General features: G+C 54.4%; 11 protein-coding genes. 10 read left to right on the top strand and 1 reads right to left on the bottom strand.

The features are described 5' to 3' along the window. Window positions 1-17: 17 nt before the first annotated feature. Window positions 18-863, bottom strand: coding sequence for a 3-mercaptopyruvate sulfurtransferase (gene sseA, locus ACHHZ7_RS03990; RefSeq protein WP_057068032.1), 846 nt, complete (start codon window positions 861-863; stop codon window positions 18-20). Window positions 864-1,069: 206 nt separating this feature from the next. Between sseA and ACHHZ7_RS03985 the strand changes: the two genes are divergently transcribed. The 10 genes from ACHHZ7_RS03985 (at window position 1,070) to der (ending at window position 17,541) form a co-directional block, all read left to right on the top strand. Then, window positions 1,070-6,004, top strand: a complete 4,935-nt coding sequence (locus ACHHZ7_RS03985) for an alpha-2-macroglobulin (RefSeq protein WP_060683422.1) — start codon at window positions 1,070-1,072, stop codon at window positions 6,002-6,004. Continuing rightward, entirely contained in the window at window positions 6,005-8,317 is a 2,313-nt protein-coding gene (gene pbpC / locus ACHHZ7_RS03980) for a peptidoglycan glycosyltransferase PbpC (protein ID WP_060683423.1), read from the top strand. 148 nt (window positions 8,318-8,465) lie between these two features. Beyond that, window positions 8,466-8,897 carry a nucleoside-diphosphate kinase gene (gene ndk, locus ACHHZ7_RS03975; protein WP_003037710.1) on the top strand — a complete coding sequence of 144 codons (432 nt, stop codon included), beginning with the start codon at window positions 8,466-8,468 and terminating at the stop codon, window positions 8,895-8,897. 251 nt (window positions 8,898-9,148) lie between these two features. Then, window positions 9,149-10,315 carry a bifunctional tRNA (adenosine(37)-C2)-methyltransferase TrmG/ribosomal RNA large subunit methyltransferase RlmN gene (locus ACHHZ7_RS03970; RefSeq protein WP_008785455.1) on the top strand — a complete coding sequence of 389 codons (1,167 nt, stop codon included), beginning with the start codon at window positions 9,149-9,151 and terminating at the stop codon, window positions 10,313-10,315. 283 nt (window positions 10,316-10,598) lie between these two features. Continuing rightward, window positions 10,599-11,597 (top strand): cytoskeleton protein RodZ, encoded by a 999-nt coding sequence (gene rodZ, locus ACHHZ7_RS03965; RefSeq protein WP_032944208.1) that lies wholly within the window; start codon window positions 10,599-10,601, stop codon window positions 11,595-11,597. A 26-nt stretch (window positions 11,598-11,623) separates the two neighbouring features. Then, complete coding sequence (gene ispG, locus ACHHZ7_RS03960; protein ID WP_003037720.1) at window positions 11,624-12,742, top strand: flavodoxin-dependent (E)-4-hydroxy-3-methylbut-2-enyl-diphosphate synthase; 1,119 nt, start codon at window positions 11,624-11,626, stop codon at window positions 12,740-12,742. A gap of 110 nt (window positions 12,743-12,852) precedes the next feature. After that, window positions 12,853-14,127 carry a histidine--tRNA ligase gene (gene hisS, locus ACHHZ7_RS03955; RefSeq protein WP_003835173.1) on the top strand — a complete coding sequence of 425 codons (1,275 nt, stop codon included), beginning with the start codon at window positions 12,853-12,855 and terminating at the stop codon, window positions 14,125-14,127. A 13-nt stretch (window positions 14,128-14,140) separates the two neighbouring features. Beyond that, the gene (locus ACHHZ7_RS03950; RefSeq protein ID WP_003835172.1) at window positions 14,141-14,761 is read left to right on the top strand and encodes a YfgM family protein; all 621 of its coding nucleotides are present in this window, start codon (window positions 14,141-14,143) and stop codon (window positions 14,759-14,761) included. A gap of 10 nt (window positions 14,762-14,771) precedes the next feature. Further along, entirely contained in the window at window positions 14,772-15,950 is a 1,179-nt protein-coding gene (gene bamB / locus ACHHZ7_RS03945) for an outer membrane protein assembly factor BamB (protein WP_008785453.1), read from the top strand. Between the two features lie 118 nt (window positions 15,951-16,068). Further along, on the top strand, window positions 16,069-17,541 hold the full coding sequence (gene der / locus ACHHZ7_RS03940) for a ribosome biogenesis GTPase Der (protein ID WP_003835168.1): 1,473 nt from the start codon (window positions 16,069-16,071) through the stop codon (window positions 17,539-17,541). The last annotated feature ends 138 nt before the right edge of the window (window positions 17,542-17,679 follow it).

Below are 17,679 nucleotides of genomic sequence, written 5' to 3'. Positions count from 1 at the left end.
ATCCGGCTTTTCCAGCTTTATAATTGCGGTTCTACCGGTAAATCGTTGCGCGCTCCCCATTCGCTCCATGCGCCGTCATACAATGCGACGTCAGAAACGCCCAGCGTGGCAAGTGCCAGCACGATGACGGCAGCCGTTACGCCGGAGCCGCAGCTGGCGATAATAGGGCGGTCAAAGCTCACGCCGTGGCTGAAGAAAATAGCATCCAACTCATCGGTGGTTTTCAGTTCGCCGTCACGAACCAGTTCTGTCCACGGTACATTAAGCGCACCCGGCACATGACCACGTTTCAGACCAGGACGCGGCTCGTCAACTTCGCCATTAAAACGCGCAGCCGGACGGGCATCGACGATCTGCGCCGTTTTTTCATGACTGGCCAGCAGTACATCGGTAACGCGCACAACTGCGTCAGGCGTAAAGGCCACGTTAAATTCACCTTCAGGTAAATCCTCATCGCCTTCCTTGAGCATTAACTCATCGCGCTTCCAGCCTGCCAGACCGCCTGCCAGAATGGAGACATTTTCGACGCCAAATGTCCGCAGCATCCACCATGCGCGTGGCGCGGAAAACAGATTACCGTCATCGTAGATAACCAGATGCTTATCCTGATCAACGCCCAGCTCGCGCATCGCAACGGCAAAGGCTTCGGGGCGTGGCATCATATGCGGTAGCGGTGAGGTATGATCGGAAAGCGCTTCAATATCAAAAAATACTGCGCCAGGAATATGGCCCGCACGATACTCCTCGCCAACATCGCGATCTTCCTGTCCTGGAGGTGCCATCCGGGCATCAAGAATTTGTATTTCCGGGTCGTCAATGTGTTCGGCAAGCCAGTCGGCAGCGACAAAGAAGGCGGTGGTCATAGGCATCTCCATTTTTACCAGGTTTTGGCAAATTGTCGGATGTTTACCGTAAAGCGACAAGTAAAACAGGCTGATTTGTCAGGTGAATCCACATTAATCACTTAAATTAAGACAACGTTGTTCAGTTACTGACTTCCACAGCCGGAAATCTGACGCATAATAGTTGTTCTACGTAGCTAACGGGCCACTACGGCCAGGGATGAAAAATGAAACATTTACGCGTAGCGGCCTGCATGCTGATGCTGGCACTGGTCGGGTGCGATAATAATAACGAAAAATCACCGACGGCTGCGAAACCTGACTCGCCAGCTCCCCAGACTGCGCCAGTAAAAGACAAGGCCCAATTACAAAAGCTGGTGCAACAAAGCCAGGGCAAGTCGCTGACGCTGCTGGATGCCTCAGAGGTCCAGCTCGACGGTGCGGCAACACTCGTTTTGACCTTCTCCATTCCCCTCGATCCAGAACAAGATTTTTCCCGCGTCGTGCACGTTGTTGATAAAAAAAGCGGCAAAGTGGATGGTGCCTGGGAGCTGGCGCCAAATCTGAAAGAGCTGCGCTTACGCCATCTGGAACCTAACCGGGAACTGGTGGTGACCATTGAGCGTGATTTGCTGGCGCTGAATAAAGCGACGTTCGCTATTGATTATGAAAAAAACATTACCACCCGCGATGTACAGCCAAGCGTTGGGTTTGCCAGTCGCGGCTCGCTGTTGCCGGGAAAAGTAATTGAAGGCCTGCCGGTAATGGCCCTCAACGTTAACAGCGTGGATGTGAACTTCTTTCGTGTGAAGCCTGAATCGCTCGGCGCATTTGTCAGCCAGTGGGAATACCGCAATTCGTTGACAAACTGGGAGTCTGACAATCTGCTGAAAATGGCGGAACTGGTGTATACCGGACGCTTTGACCTCAATCCTGCGCGTAACACCCGTGAGAAGCTGCTGCTGCCGCTGAGCGATATCAAGCCGTTGCAGCAAGCAGGAGTTTACATCGCGGTGATGAATCAGGCTGGACAATACAACTACAGTAATGCCGCTACGCTGTTCACGCTCAGCGATATTGGTGTGTCTGCGCACCGTTACCATAATCAACTGGATGTCTTTACGCAGAGTCTGGAAAACGGCGCTGCGCAGCAGGGTATTGAGGTCACGTTACTCAACGAAAAAGGACAGACGCTGGCGCAGGCTACCAGCGACGCGCAGGGTCATGTCAAACTGGAGACTGATAAAGACGCTGCTTTATTGCTGGCCCGCAAAGACGGGCAAACCACGCTGCTGGATTTGAAACTCCCGGCGTTGGATCTGGCTGAATTTGATATTGCCGGTGCACCGGGATACAGCAAACAGTTCTTTATGTTTGGTCCCCGTGACCTCTATCGTCCTGGCGAAACGGTGATCCTCAACGGATTACTGCGTGACAGCGACGGCAAAACGTTGCCCGACCAGCCAGTGAAGCTGGAGGTCGTGAAGCCCGACGGGCAAGTGTTACGTTCGGTGGTTAGCCAGCCGGAGAACGGTCTGTACCGTTTTAGCTGGCCGCTGGACACCAACGCGCCAACCGGTATGTGGCATATTCGTGCTAATACGGGCGACAACCAGTCACGTATGTGGGATTTCCACGTCGAAGATTTTATGCCTGAGCGGATGGCGCTCAATCTCTCCGCTAATAAGATTCCGGTAGCTCCGGCTGATGAAGTGAAGTTCTCGGTAGTGGGCTACTACCTGTACGGCGCGCCTGCTAACGGCAATGCTCTGCAAGGGCAGCTTTTCCTGCGCCCGCTGCGCGAAGCGGTGCAGGCATTGCCGGGGTTCCAGTTTGGTAATATTGCCGAAGAAAACCTGTCCCGTAGCCTCGATGAAGTTCAGCTTACGCTGGATGAACACGGTCGCGGCGAAGTGACCACCAACAGCCAATGGCAGGAGACGCACTCCCCGTTACAGGTGATCCTGCAAGCCAGCCTGCTGGAGTCAGGTGGCCGCCCGGTGACGCGTCGGGCTGAACAAGCCATCTGGCCTGCGGACACGCTGCCGGGGATTCGTCCGCAGTTTGCGGCAAAAGCCGTCTATGACTACCGCACCGATACCACTGTGAATCAGCCTATCGTTGATGAAAACAGCAACGCCGCTTTCGACATTGTTTATGCCGATGCGCAGGGCGAGAAAAAAGCGGTGTCCGGTTTGCAGGTGCGTTTGATCCGCGAGCGCCGGGATTATTACTGGAACTGGTCTGAAGGCGAGGGCTGGCAATCACAGTTCGATCAAAAGGATCTGGTTGAAGGTGAGCAGACTCTGGATCTTAAGGCCGATGAAACCGGTAAAGTCAGCTTCCCGGTTGAGTGGGGTGCCTATCGTCTGGAAGTGAAAGCCCCGAATGATGCGGTGAGCAGCGTACGCTTCTGGGCAGGTTATAGTTGGCAGGATAACAGCGACGGCAGTGGGGCCGTGCGTCCCGATCGCGTGACTCTGAAACTGGACAAACCCAGCTATCGTCCTGGAGATACCATGAAGCTGCACGTTGCCGCTCCTGCTGCTGGCAAAGGTTATGCGATGGTGGAATCCAGCGAAGGCCCGCTGTGGTGGCAAGAAATAGACGTACCGGCGGATGGTCTCGATATCTCCATCCCGATTGATAAAACCTGGAATCGCCACGATTTGTATCTCAGTGCGCTAGTGGTTCGTCCTGGCGACAAGTCCCGTTCGGCCACGCCAAAACGGGCGGTTGGTTTACTGCATTTGCCGTTAGGTGATGAAAACCGTCGTCTGGCGCTGGCGCTGGAAAACCCGGCGAAAATACGTCCAAACCAGTCGTTGACCGTCAAGATTAAAGCCAGCGTCAAAAATGGCGACGTACCAAAACAGGTCAACGTGCTGGTCTCTGCCGTTGATAGCGGGGTGTTGAACATTACCGATTACGCCACGCCAGATCCGTGGCAGGCATTTTTCGGACAAAAACGCTATGGCGCGGATATTTATGATATTTACGGCCAGGTGATCGAAGGGCAAGGGCGGCTGGCGGCGCTGCGTTTTGGTGGTGATGGCGATGAATTAAAACGCGGCGGTAAGCCACCGGTCAATCACGTCAATATCGTGGCGCAACAGGCGCTGCCGGTCACGCTCAACGAGCAGGGCGAAGGTACGGTGACGCTACCGATTGGTGATTTCAACGGCGAGCTACGGGTAATGGCACAGGCCTGGATGGCGGATGACTTTGGCAGCAGTGAAAGCAAGGTGATTGTTGCCGCGCCGGTAATTGCTGAACTGAATATGCCGCGTTTTCTGGCGGGAGGCGATACCTCGCGACTGACGCTGGACGTGACTAACCTGACTGACAAACCGCAAACACTGAATATTAAGCTCGCGGCCAGCGGTTTACTGGAGCTGATGGGGCAAGATCCTGCTCCATTGAATCTGGCACCAGGCGTACGGACTACGCTGTTTGTTCCGGTGCGTGCGCGGGAGGGGTTTGGCGATGGCGAAATTCAGGCAGAAATTAGCGGTCTGACTTTACCGGGTGAAACGCTGCCAGTTCAGCATAAACAGTGGAAGATTGGTGTGCGTCCGGCGTTCCCGGCGCAAACCGTTAATAACGGTGTCGCACTTCAGCCAGGCGCAACCTGGCAGCTTCCGGGCGAGGAACTGACCAATTTCTCCCCTGCAACGATGCAGGGACAACTGCTGTTCAGCGGTAAGCCGCCGCTAAATCTGGCGCGTTATATCCGCGAACTGAAGGCTTACCCTTACGGCTGCCTGGAGCAAACGGCGAGCGGGTTGTTCCCATCCTTATACACTAACGCTGCGCAATTGAAGATGTTAGGTATTGTGGGTGACAGCGATGAAAAACGCCGTGCGGCGGTCGATATTGGGATTTCTCGTTTAGTGCAGATGCAGCGTGATAACGGCGGTTTCGCGCTGTGGGATAAAAACGGGTCGGAAGAGTACTGGCTGACCGCGTATGTCATGGATTTCCTCGTTCGGGCAAATGAACAGGGCTACAGCGTCCCGGTAGAGGTCATTAACCGTGGCAACGAACGGCTGCTGCGCTATTTGCAGGATCCAGGAATGTTGTCGATTCGCTATACCGACGACTCTTCAGCAAGCCGGTTTGCCGTACAAGCCTACGCTGCGTTGGTTCTGGCGCGTCAGCAAAAAGCCCCGCTCGGCGCACTGCGTGAGATCTGGGAGCGCCGTGCGCAAGCGGCCTCTGGTTTACCGCTGTTACAACTGGGAATCGCGCTGAAAAATATGGGCGATGCTAACCGCAGTGAACAGGCGTTGACGCTGGCGCTGAATACGCCGCGCCGCGATACGCAACAGTGGATGGCGGATTACGGCAGTGCGTTACGGGATAACGCGTTGATGCTGGCCTTGCTCGAAGAGAACAAGCTCAAACCTGACGTGCAGAATACGCTGCTGAACACGTTGTCAGAACAGGCCTTTGGGCAGCGCTGGCTCTCGACTCAGGAAAATAATGCGTTGTTCCTTGCCGCCCGTACGTTACAGGACTTGCCAGGCACATGGCAGGCGCAAACGTCACTCTCGGAGCAACCGTTAGCCGGGGAGAAATCACAGACGCGTAATCTGGATGCCGATGCGCTGTCTACGCTGAGCGTCACCAATACCGGTAATCAACCGCTGTGGCTGCGTCTGGATGTGAGCGGTTATCCGCAAACCTCACCGACGCCTGCCAGCAACGTTCTGCATATTGAGCGTCAAATTCTGGGGCTCGACGGAAACAGCAAATCGCTGGATTCGCTGCGCAGCGGCGAGCTGGTGCTGGTCTGGCTGGAGGTGAAAGCCAGCCAGAACGTGCCGGATGCGCTGGTGGTTGACTTACTGCCAGCAGGACTGGAACTGGAAAACCAGAATCTGGCCAACGGCAGCGCCAGCCTGCAGGATAGCGGTAGCGAAGTGGCGAATCTGCTTAATCAGATGCAGCAGGCAGATATCCAGCACGTTGAGTTCCGTGACGATCGCTTTGTCGCTGCGGTGGCGGTCAATGAAGGACAACCGGTTACGCTGGTGTATCTGGCGCGAGCGGTAACGCCGGGGACCTACCAGGTTCCCGTCCCACAGGTGGAATCAATGTATGTTCCGCAGTGGCGCGCGACCGGTGCGACAGAGGGACTTTTGATTGTCAGACCGTAAATGATGCGCCGGTTGGGTAAACGCGGCTGCTGGCTCTGGCTGGCAGCCGTTGCGCTATTGATTGTGGCGGCAGTTTGGGCGGCAGATAAAATCTGGCCGCTGCCTTTGCGCGAAGTCGATCCGGCACGGGTCGTGGTGGCAAATGATGGTACGCCACTCTGGCGCTTTGCCGATGCCGAAGGTATCTGGCGGTATCCGGTAACGATTGATGAGGTGTCGCCCCGCTACCTTGAGGCGCTAATTAACTATGAAGACCGCTGGTTCTGGAAGCATCCCGGCGTCAATCCGTTTTCAGTACTGCGCGCAGCATGGCAGGACCTCTCCTCTGGGCGTGTGGTTTCGGGCGGCAGTACGCTCACCATGCAGGTCGCACGATTACTCGATCCCCATCCGCGAACCTTCGGCGGCAAGTTTCGCCAGCTCTGGCGCGCATTGCAGCTGGAATGGCATCTCTCCAAACGCGACATCCTGACACTGTATCTCAACCGTGCGCCGTTTGGCGGTACGCTACAGGGCGTCGGGGCGGCAAGCTGGGCCTATCTTGGTAAATCACCCGCGCAATTGAGTTACTCCGATGCCGCGCTGCTGGCTGTTTTGCCACAGGCACCGAGTCGCCTGCGTCCGGATCGCTGGCCGGACCGTGCTGAAGCGGCGCGTAATAAAGTGCTCGAACGTATGGCGAGCCAGAGTATTTGGCCTGCCAGACAGGTACAGGATTCACGTGAAGAGCCAGTCTGGCTGTCGCCCCGGCAAATGCCGCAGTTAGCGCCGTTATTCTCGCGCATGATGCTGGGAAAAAGCCGGAGCGATAAAATCGTGACTACCCTTGATGCCGGATTGCAGCGTCAACTGGAAGAGCTGGCGCAAAACTGGAAGGGGCGCTTACCTGCACGCAGTTCGCTGGCAATGATTGTGGTCGATCACACCGATATGAGCGTGCGTGGTTGGGTGGGGTCGGTAGATATGAATGACGACTCCCGCTTTGGTCATGTGGATATGGTGAATGCTATCCGTTCGCCTGGCTCGGTATTGAAGCCGTTTATCTATGGACTGGCGCTGGATGACGGACTCATTCATCCCGCTTCGTTGTTGCAGGATGTCCCGCGGCGAACCGGAGATTATCGACCGGGGAATTTTGACAGCGGTTTTCATGGCCCGGTGAGCATGAGCGAAGCGCTGGTAAGGTCGTTGAATTTACCCGCCGTGCAGGTGCTCGAAGCCTATGGTCCGAAGCGCTTTGCCGCATCGTTACGTAACGTCGGCTTACCGCTGTATCTGCCCGCAGGGGCTGCGCCGAATCTGTCGCTGATTTTAGGTGGCGCGGGGGCAAGGCTGGAAGATATGGCTGCAGCGTACAGCGCCTTTGCCCGCCAGGGAAAAGCGGGAAAACTGCGTCTGCAGCCGGGCGACCCACTGCTTGAACGTCCGTTGATATCGGCGGGCGCGGCGTGGATTATTCGCCGCATTATGGCCGACGAAGCGCAACCGCTGCCGGATAACGCACTGAGCAGAGTGGTTCCGCTGGCGTGGAAAACGGGCACCAGCTATGGCTATCGCGATGCGTGGGCGATTGGCGTTAACGCTCGTTATGTGATCGGTATCTGGACTGGCAGACCAGACGGAACGCCGGTGGTGGGCCAGTTTGGATTTGCCAGCGCCGTGCCGCTGCTCAATCAGGTCAACAATCTTTTGCTCTCTCGCGGGACCAATCAGCCGGAAGATCCACGTCCTGATTCCGTGAGTCGCGGCGTGGTGTGCTGGCCGGGCGGGCAATCCCTTGCCCCAGGAGACAGCAACTGCCGTCGCCGTCTGGCAACCTGGTTACTGGATGGCAGTCAGCCGCCAACGTTATTATTGCCCGAGCAGGAAGGGGTTAATGGCATTCGTTTTCCTGTCTGGCTGGATGATGAAGGCAAACGTGTGGCGGCGGATTGCCCGCAGGCGCACGAGCAAACATTAATCGTCTGGCCGTTGCCGCTGGAGCCATGGCTACCTGAATCAGAACGCCGTGGGGCGAGATTACCGCCAGTTTCTGCCACGTGTCCGCCGCTGGGACAAGACGCTTCGCAGCCATTGCAGTTGACAGGCATTCGTGATGGCGCGATTGTGAAGCGTTTACCCGGTTCTGCTCAAGCCTCATTGCCGGTGCAAACCAGTGGTGGGAGCGGTGAACGCTGGTGGTTTCTTAACGGTGAAAGGCTGGAAGAACGAGGACGTCGTCTTACGCTACGGCTGGCGACTAAAGGGGATTATCAACTGCTGGTGATGGATGACGCTGGTCAGGTAGCGACGGTGAGATTTTCGATGCAGTAGACCAGTTGGTGACTGTTTGTTGCTAAAATTCATCTTATTTTAAAGAAATGTTACCTTCATCAATAGTCAATTGCCGGGATGCTCTTTATAATCCGCGCCAGGTCGTACATCTATATAGACAACAACAGAACACATTACAGAGGTTATCATGGCTATTGAACGTACTTTTTCCATCATCAAACCAAACGCGGTGGCAAAAAACGTTATTGGGAGCATCTTTGCGCGCTTTGAAGCAGCAGGGTTCAAAATTGTCGGCACTAAAATGCTGCACCTGACCGTTGAGCAGGCACGTGGCTTCTATGCTGAGCACGATGGCAAACCGTTCTTTGACGGTCTGGTTGAATTCATGACCTCCGGTCCGATCGTTGTTTCTGTTCTGGAAAGCGAAAATGCCGTACAGCGTCATCGCGATCTGCTGGGCGCAACCAACCCGGCGAATGCGCTGGCCGGTACTCTGCGTGCAGACTACGCTGACAGCTTCACCGAGAACGGTACTCACGGTTCCGACTCCGTTGAGTCAGCGGCGCGCGAAATCGCCTATTTCTTTGGTGAAGGTGAGGTTTGCCCGCGCACTCGCTAATAAGCTCGTGGGGTAGGCCGGATAAGCATTTGCGCATCCGTCTCTGCTTTGCCTGATGGCGATGCTGATGCGTCTTATCAGGCCTACGATCTTCCTTTACATATTATTTTCGCTAATGCTTCGTGCAAACGTGGCATCCCTGCGCCAGACTTTGTACAATGCAACGCCCCGGAAGAGCAGATCGCTTGCCGGGGCGTTTCTTTTTAACCCTCCACGGGCCACAACGTGTAACAACGAGGCCGGAAAAAATTATGTCTGAATTAGTTAACACCTCTGAAGTCGTCATTCCTGCGGTTCCAAATAAAAATGGAAAAATTAACCTGCTGGATCTGAACCGTCAGCAAATGCGCGAATTCTTCAAAGAGATGGGCGAAAAACCGTTTCGTGCCGATCAGGTCATGAAGTGGATGTACCACTATTGCAGCGACAACTTTGATGACATGACTGACATCAACAAGGTGCTGCGTAACAAGCTGAAAGAAGTGGCTGAAATTCGCGCCCCGGAAGTGGTGGAAGAGCAGCGTTCTTCTGACGGTACGATCAAATGGGCTATCGCGGTTGGCGATCAGCGCGTTGAAACGGTGTATATCCCGGAAGACGATCGTGCGACCCTGTGTGTTTCTTCACAGGTCGGGTGCGCATTAGAGTGTAAATTCTGCTCTACGGCGCAACAGGGCTTTAACCGTAACCTGCGGGTATCGGAGATCATTGGTCAGGTCTGGCGCGCGGCGAAGATCGTCGGTGCGGTGAAGGCTACGGGCGTGCGTCCTATTACCAACGTGGTGATGATGGGGATGGGCGAGCCGCTGCTCAACCTGACCAACGTGGTTCCGGCGATGGAAATCATGCTCGATGACTTCGGTTTTGGGCTGTCCAAGCGTCGCGTCACGCTCTCCACCTCAGGTGTTGTCCCTGCGCTGGATAAGCTGGGTGATATGATTGACGTCGCGCTGGCGATTTCTCTGCATGCGCCGAACGATGAAATTCGTGACGAAATTGTACCTATCAACAAAAAGTACAATATCGAAACATTCCTTGGCGCGGTTCGTCGTTATCTGGAGAAGTCCAACGCTAACCAGGGTCGTGTAACCATTGAGTATGTGATGTTAGATCACATCAATGATGGCACTGAACACGCGCATCAGCTGGCAGAACTGCTGAAAGATACGCCGTGTAAGATCAACCTGATCCCGTGGAACCCGTTCCCGGGCGCGCCGTATGGCCGTAGTTCTAACAGCCGTATCGATCGTTTCTCCAAAGTGTTGATGAGCTATGGTTTCACTACCATCGTGCGTAAAACACGTGGTGATGACATCGATGCAGCCTGCGGTCAGCTGGCGGGCGACGTTATCGACCGTACCAAGCGTACTCTGCGTAAGCGTATGCAGGGCGACGCTATCGAGATTAAGACCGTTTGATGTTGGCGCACTACGGTATAATTCCTGTACCGTAGTGCAACGTAAGCCATATGAGGTTTTTTGTTGTCGTCGTCAGGTCAATAATAACGGTGCGTTTTTGTCGACTTTAAGGCAGTATGTAACGGCGTAACAAGTGTTTAGCCCTCAGGTTTACGCCGTTTTGTCATTGATAGTCTGACCGTTTTATACTGTCTGACGAAGGTTAACTGACCAGATGTTTCGCGGTGTGGGTGAGCATTGTGGCTCGCCGGCATCAGAACCCAAATTTACGCAGCTGTAGCGAATGAATACTGAAGCCACGCACGACAAAAATGAAACACTATCCACCGGCGTTCGTCTGCGCAATGCCCGTGAACAACTCGGATTCAGCCAGCAGGCAGTCGCGGAGCGACTTTGCCTGAAGGTCTCCACGGTACGCGATATTGAAGAGGATAAGGCGCCAGCCGATCTTGCTTCAACATTCCTGCGCGGGTATATCCGTTCTTATGCGCGTCTGGTGCATATTCCTGAAGAAGAACTGTTGCCAGGGCTGGAAAAACAGGCTCCGATTCGACCAGCTAAAGTCGCACCGATGCAGAGCTTCTCGCTCGGCAAACGTCGTAAGAAACGTGACGGCTGGTTAATGACCTTTACCTGGCTGGTACTGTTTGTCGTTGTCGGACTGACTGGTGCCTGGTGGTGGCAGAACCATAAAGCGCAGCAGGAAGAGATCACCACTATGGCCGATCAATCCTCTGCTGAGCTGAATGCCGGTAAAGAGGGTGCGCAGAACGTACCGTTAGATACCAGCGCAGCAGCAGGGCAGGATACCCCTCCGGCTCCTGACGATGGTGCGGTAGCGGACGCAGCGCCAACGCCAGACGTTGCTGCGACCCCGGCACCCGCCGCTGATGCGCAACAGAACGCCGTTGTTGCCCCATCTCAGGCTAACGTCGATACCGCAACTGCAGCGCCAACAGCGCCAGCTACAGCGGCTCCTCTGCCGACCGATCAGGCAGGTGTGACTACACCTGCAGCCGATCCTAACGCGCTGGTGATGAACTTTACCGCCGATTGCTGGCTGGAAGTAACCGATGCGACCGGTAAAAAACTGTTCAGCGGGATGCAGCGTAAAGACGGCAATCTAAACCTGACCGGTCAAGCGCCGTACAAACTGAAAATTGGCGCCCCGGCGGCAGTGCAGATTCAGTTCCAGGGTAAACCTGTCGATCTGAGTCGTTTTATCAGAACTAACCAGGTTGCGCGTCTGACCGTTAATGCCGAACAATCACCGGCTCAGTAACAGACGGCAATGCGGGAGATTTTTTAATGCATAACCAGGCTCCAATTCAACGTAGAAAATCGACACGCATTTACGTTGGGAACGTGCCGATCGGCGATGGTGCGCCCATCGCCGTACAGTCTATGACTAACACGCGTACCACGGATGTGGAAGCGACGGTTAATCAGATTAAAGCGCTGGAACGCGTAGGCGCAGACATTGTTCGTGTCTCTGTACCGACAATGGATGCCGCAGAAGCGTTCAAGCTTATCAAACAGCAGGTTAACGTCCCGCTGGTTGCCGATATTCACTTCGACTATCGTATCGCGCTGAAGGTAGCGGAATACGGTGTTGATTGCCTGCGTATTAACCCAGGTAATATCGGCAGTGAAGAGCGTATTCGCATGGTGGTGGATTGCGCTCGTGATAAAAATATTCCTATCCGTATCGGCGTCAACGCCGGATCGTTGGAAAAAGATCTGCAGGAAAAATACGGCGAACCGACGCCGCAGGCGCTGCTGGAATCCGCTATGCGCCATGTGGATCACCTCGATCGTCTGAACTTCGATCAATTCAAAGTCAGTGTTAAAGCGTCTGACGTTTTCCTCGCCGTAGAATCCTATCGCCTGCTGGCGAAACAGATCGATCAACCGCTGCATCTGGGGATCACCGAAGCCGGTGGCCTGCGTAGTGGTTCGGTGAAGTCCGCGATCGGCCTTGGCCTGCTGTTATCTGAAGGGATCGGCGATACGCTGCGTGTTTCTCTGGCAGCCGATCCGGTGGAAGAGATCAAAGTGGGTTTCGATATCCTGAAATCGCTGCGCATTCGCGCGCGCGGGATCAACTTCATCGCTTGCCCAACCTGTTCGCGTCAGGAGTTTGACGTTATTGGTACGGTTAACGCGCTGGAGCAACGCCTGGAAGATATCATTACGCCAATGGACGTTTCGATCATCGGCTGCGTGGTAAACGGTCCTGGTGAAGCGCTGGTTTCTACGCTGGGCGTGACGGGCGGTAACAAGAAAAGCGGCCTGTATGAAGACGGCGTGCGTAAGGACAGACTCGATAACGACGACATGATTACGCAGCTTGAAGCCCGCATCCGCGCTAAAGCGAGTATTCTGGACGAAGCGCGTCGTATCGACGTGCAGCAGCTTGAAAAATAACAACGTGATGGGAAGCGGCGTGCTTCCCGTGTATGATTGAACCCGCATGGCGCCCGCATTGTTCGGGTTAGCGCTGAGGGTTCATTTTTATATTCATAAAGAGAATAAACGTGGCAAAAAACATTCAAGCCATTCGCGGCATGAACGATTATCTGCCTGGCGAAACCGCCATCTGGCAGCGCATTGAAGGCACTCTCAAAAACGTGCTCGGTAGCTACGGTTACAGTGAAATCCGCTTGCCGATTGTAGAGCAGACCCCGTTATTCAAACGCGCGATCGGTGAAGTTACCGACGTGGTTGAAAAAGAGATGTATACCTTTGAGGACCGTAATGGCGACAGCCTGACGTTGCGTCCTGAAGGGACTGCGGGCTGCGTACGCGCCGGCATCGAACATGGTCTCCTGTACAATCAGGAACAGCGTCTGTGGTATATCGGGCCGATGTTCCGCCACGAACGTCCGCAGAAAGGACGCTATCGTCAATTCCATCAGCTGGGTGTCGAAGTATTTGGCCTGCAAGGCCCGGACATCGATGCGGAGCTGATTATGCTGACCGCTCGCTGGTGGCGAGCGCTGGGTATTTCTCAGCATGTTAGCCTTGAGCTGAACTCAATCGGTTCGCTTGAAGCCCGCGCTAACTATCGTGATGCGCTGGTCGCCTACCTGGAACTGCACAAAGAGAAACTGGACGAAGACTGCAAGCGTCGTATGTACACCAATCCGCTGCGCGTTCTCGACTCTAAAAACCCGGAAGTACAGGCGCTGCTCAACGACGCGCCTGCACTGGGCGACTATCTTGATGACGACTCTCGCGAGCACTTCGCGGGCTTGTGCAAACTGCTGGAATCCGCAGGCATTGCCTACACTGTCAATCAGCGTCTGGTTCGTGGTCTTGATTACTACAACCGCACCGTATTTGAGTGGGTTACCAGCAGCCTGGGCTCTCAGGGCACCGTGTGTGCCGGTGGTCGTTACGACGGTCTGGTCGAGCAACTTGGCGGTCGTGCAACGCCTGCCGTGGGCTTTGCTATGGGGCTGGAACGACTTGTTTTGTTAGTTCAGGCAGTTAATCCGGAATTTAACGCAGATCCTGTTGTCGATATATACCTGGTCGCTTCAGGGGCGGACACGCAGTCGGCGGCAATGACGCTTGCAGAACGTCTGCGCGATGAAGTTCCTGGTGTGAAACTGATGACAAACCACGGTGGCGGCAACTTTAAGAAACAGTTTGCCCGTGCCGATAAGTGGGGCGCCCGCGTTGCACTGGTACTGGGCGAGTCCGAAGTGGCTGACGGTACTGTTGTAGTGAAGGATTTGCGCTCTGGTGAGCAAACGGCAGTAGCGCAGGATAGCGTTGCCGCGCATTTGCGCACTTTACTGGGCTAAGGAGAAGGACAGCGTGGAAATTTACGAGAACGAACACGACCAGGTTGATGCGGTAAAACGCTTCTTTGCTGAAAACGGCAAGGCGCTGGCTGTTGGGATCATTTTAGGGGTTGGCGCGCTGGTTGGTTGGCGTTACTGGACCAGCCATCAGACGGAGTCCGCACGCTCTGCTTCTTTGGCATATCAAAATACGGTGACTGCGGTTAGCGCGGGTAAACCGGACAGCATTCCTGCCGCTGAGAAATTTGCTGCAGAGAATAAAAATACCTACGGCGCGCTAGCTTCACTGGAACTTGCGCAGCAGTTTGTTGACCAAAATGAACTTGAGAAAGCCGCAAGTCAGCTGCAACAGGGCTTGGCTGCGACCAGCGATGAAAATCTCAAAGCGGTGATTAACCTGCGTCTGGCTCGTGTTCAGGTTCAGCTTAAACAGGCTGATACCGCGCTGAAAACACTCGACACCATTAAAGGTGAAGGGTGGACGGCCATTGTTGCCGATCTGCGCGGTGAAGCGTTGCTGAGCAAAGGCGACAAACAAGGTGCGCGTAGCGCATGGGAAGCGGGTGTGAAAAGCGATGCCTCTCCTGCTCTGAGCGAAATGATGCAGATGAAAATCAATAATTTGTCCATCTGAGAGGGACCCGATGCAATTGCGTAAATTACTTCTGCCAGGGCTGCTTTCCGTTACCCTATTGAGCGGCTGTTCACTGTTTAGTGGCGAAGAAGATGTCGTTAAGATGTCCCCATTACCGGTGGTTGAAAACCAGTTTACTCCGTCTACGGAATGGAGCACCTCCGTAGGTAACGGTATTGGTGATTTCTATTCCAATCTTCACCCTGCGCTGGCGGATAACGTTGTCTATGCAGCCGATCGCGCTGGTGTAGTGAAAGCATTGAACGCAGGCGACGGTAAAGAAGTCTGGTCTGTGAATCTGGGTGAGAAAGACGGCTGGTTCTCCCGTGCATCTGCACAGCTTTCTGGCGGTGTAACCGTGTCCGGCGGACATGTTTACATTGGCAGCGAAAAAGCACAGGTTTATGCGTTGAATACCAGCGACGGTACCACCGCATGGCAGACGAAAGTCGCCGGTGAAGCGCTGTCTCGTCCTGTTGTGAGCGATGGCGTAGTTTTGATCCACACCAGCAACGGCCAGTTGCAGGCATTAAACGAAGCTGATGGCGCCATCAAATGGACCGTTAACCTCGACATGCCTTCCCTGTCTCTGCGTGGTGAATCCGCTCCGGCAACCGCCTTTGGCGCAGCTATTGTCGGCGGTGATAACGGTCGCGTGAGCGCCGTGCTGATGCAGCAAGGCCAGATGATTTGGCAGCAGCGTATCTCTCAGGCGACAGGCCCAACGGAAATCGATCGTCTGAGCGATGTTGATACTACGCCGGTTATCGTCAATGGCGTTGTTTACGCGCTGGCTTATAATGGTAACCTGACGGCGCTGGATCTGCGCAGCGGTCAGATTATGTGGAAACGCGAACTGGGCTCGGTGAATGATTTCATCGTCGACGGTAACCGTATCTACCTGGTTGACCAGAATGACCGCGTACTGGCGCTGACCACCGATGGCGGCGTGACGCTGTGGACGCAAAGCGATCTGCTGCACCGTCTGCTGACGTCCCCGGTATTGTATAATGGCAATCTGGTCGTCGGTGATAGCGAAGGCTACCTGCACTGGATTAACGTTGACGATGGTCGTTTTGTTGCCCAGCAGAAAGTCGACAGCTCAGGTTTCCTGACCGAGCCGGTCTCTGCTGATGGTAAACTGCTGATCCAGGCGAAAGACGGTACGCTGTACTCCATTACGCGTTAATCGTCCCGGCCGCTCGCTTTGAAAAACGGCTCCTGGTGCAGGGGCCGTTTTACTGTTTTTAACAACGGGGCAAAAACTGTGCCCGTTGTCTGATGATTTTTTAAATGAGGCTTTAAACATGGTACCTGTGGTCGCGCTTGTCGGGCGCCCTAACGTTGGCAAATCCACGTTATTTAACCGTCTAACTCGCACCCGAGATGCGCTGGTTGCGGATTTCCCGGGTCTGACTCGTGACCGTAAGTACGGTCGTGCGGAAATTGAAGGCCGTGAGTTTATCTGTATTGATACCGGCGGTATTGATGGCACCGAAGACGGTGTTGAAACCCGTATGGCGGAACAGTCGCTGTTGGCTATCGAAGAAGCAGACGTTGTGCTGTTCATGGTGGATGCGCGTGCTGGCCTGATGCCAGCGGATGAAGCTATTGCTAAACATCTGCGTTCGCGCCAGAAACCGACGTTCCTGGTCGCCAACAAAACTGACGGACTCGATCCTGACCAGGCGGTTGTTGATTTCTACTCATTGGGTCTGGGTGAAATTTATCCGATCGCGGCGTCCCATGGTCGTGGTGTTCTCAGCCTGCTGGAGCATGTTCTGCTGCCGTGGATGGATGACGTTGCTCCTCAGGAAGAAGTGGATGAAGACGCAGAATACTGGGCGCAGCTTGAAGCCAAAGAAAACGGCGAAGAAGAGCCTGAGGACGATTTCAACCCGCAGGATTTGCCGATTAAACTGGCAATCGTCGGCCGTCCGAACGTAGGTAAGTCCACGCTTACTAACCGTATTCTCGGCGAAGACCGCGTGGTGGTTTACGACATGCCGGGAACCACGCGTGACAGTATTTATATTCCGATGCAGCGCGATGAACGCGAATATGTGCTCATCGATACCGCGGGCGTGCGTAAGCGCGGCAAAATTACCGAAGCGGTAGAAAAATTCTCAGTAATCAAAACGCTGCAGGCAATTGAAGATGCCAACGTGGTGATGCTGGTGATTGACGCGCGTGAAGGGATTTCCGATCAGGACCTGTCGCTGCTGGGCTTTATCCTCAATAGTGGGCGCTCACTTGTTATCGTTGTGAACAAGTGGGATGGCCTGACGCAGGAAGTAAAAGAGCAGGTCAAAGAGACGCTGGACTTCCGTCTGGGCTTTATTGATTTTGCGCGCGTACACTTTATCTCAGCTCTGCACGGTAGCGGCGTGGGTAACCTGTTTGAATCGGTCCGTGAAGCATACGATAGCTCTACACGTCGCGTGAGCACCGCGATGCTGACGCGCATCATGACCATGGCAGTAGAAGATCATCAGCCGCCGCTGGTGCGTGGTCGTCGTGTGAAGCTGAAATATGCCCACGCTGGTGGTTATAACCCGCCAATCGTGGTGATTCACGGCAACCAGGTCAAAGACCTGCCGGATTCCTACAAGCGCTATCTGATGAACTATTTCCGCAAGTCTTTGGACGTAATGGGGACGCCGATCCGTATTCAGTTCAAAGAAGGGGAGAACCCGTTTGCGAACAAACGTAATACATTGACGCCGACTCAGATGCGTAAGCGTAAGCGTTTGATTAAGCACATCAAAAAAAGCAAGTAACTGTTGCTGATGCAGATAAAAACTCGCGCTTGTCGCGGGTTTTTTTTCGTCTGCCCATTGCTGATCTCCCCCTGTGTAAAGTCAATCACTATTCGTTTTTTGCCAAGTTTAAATCTAAGAAAGTAGACATTTGTCGAG

Source organism: Citrobacter freundii complex sp. 2024EL-00216 (assembly GCF_043945515.1).
Taxonomy (GTDB): domain Bacteria; phylum Pseudomonadota; class Gammaproteobacteria; order Enterobacterales; family Enterobacteriaceae; genus Citrobacter; species Citrobacter portucalensis.
This window is presented reverse-complemented; position numbering and strand designations above follow the sequence as displayed.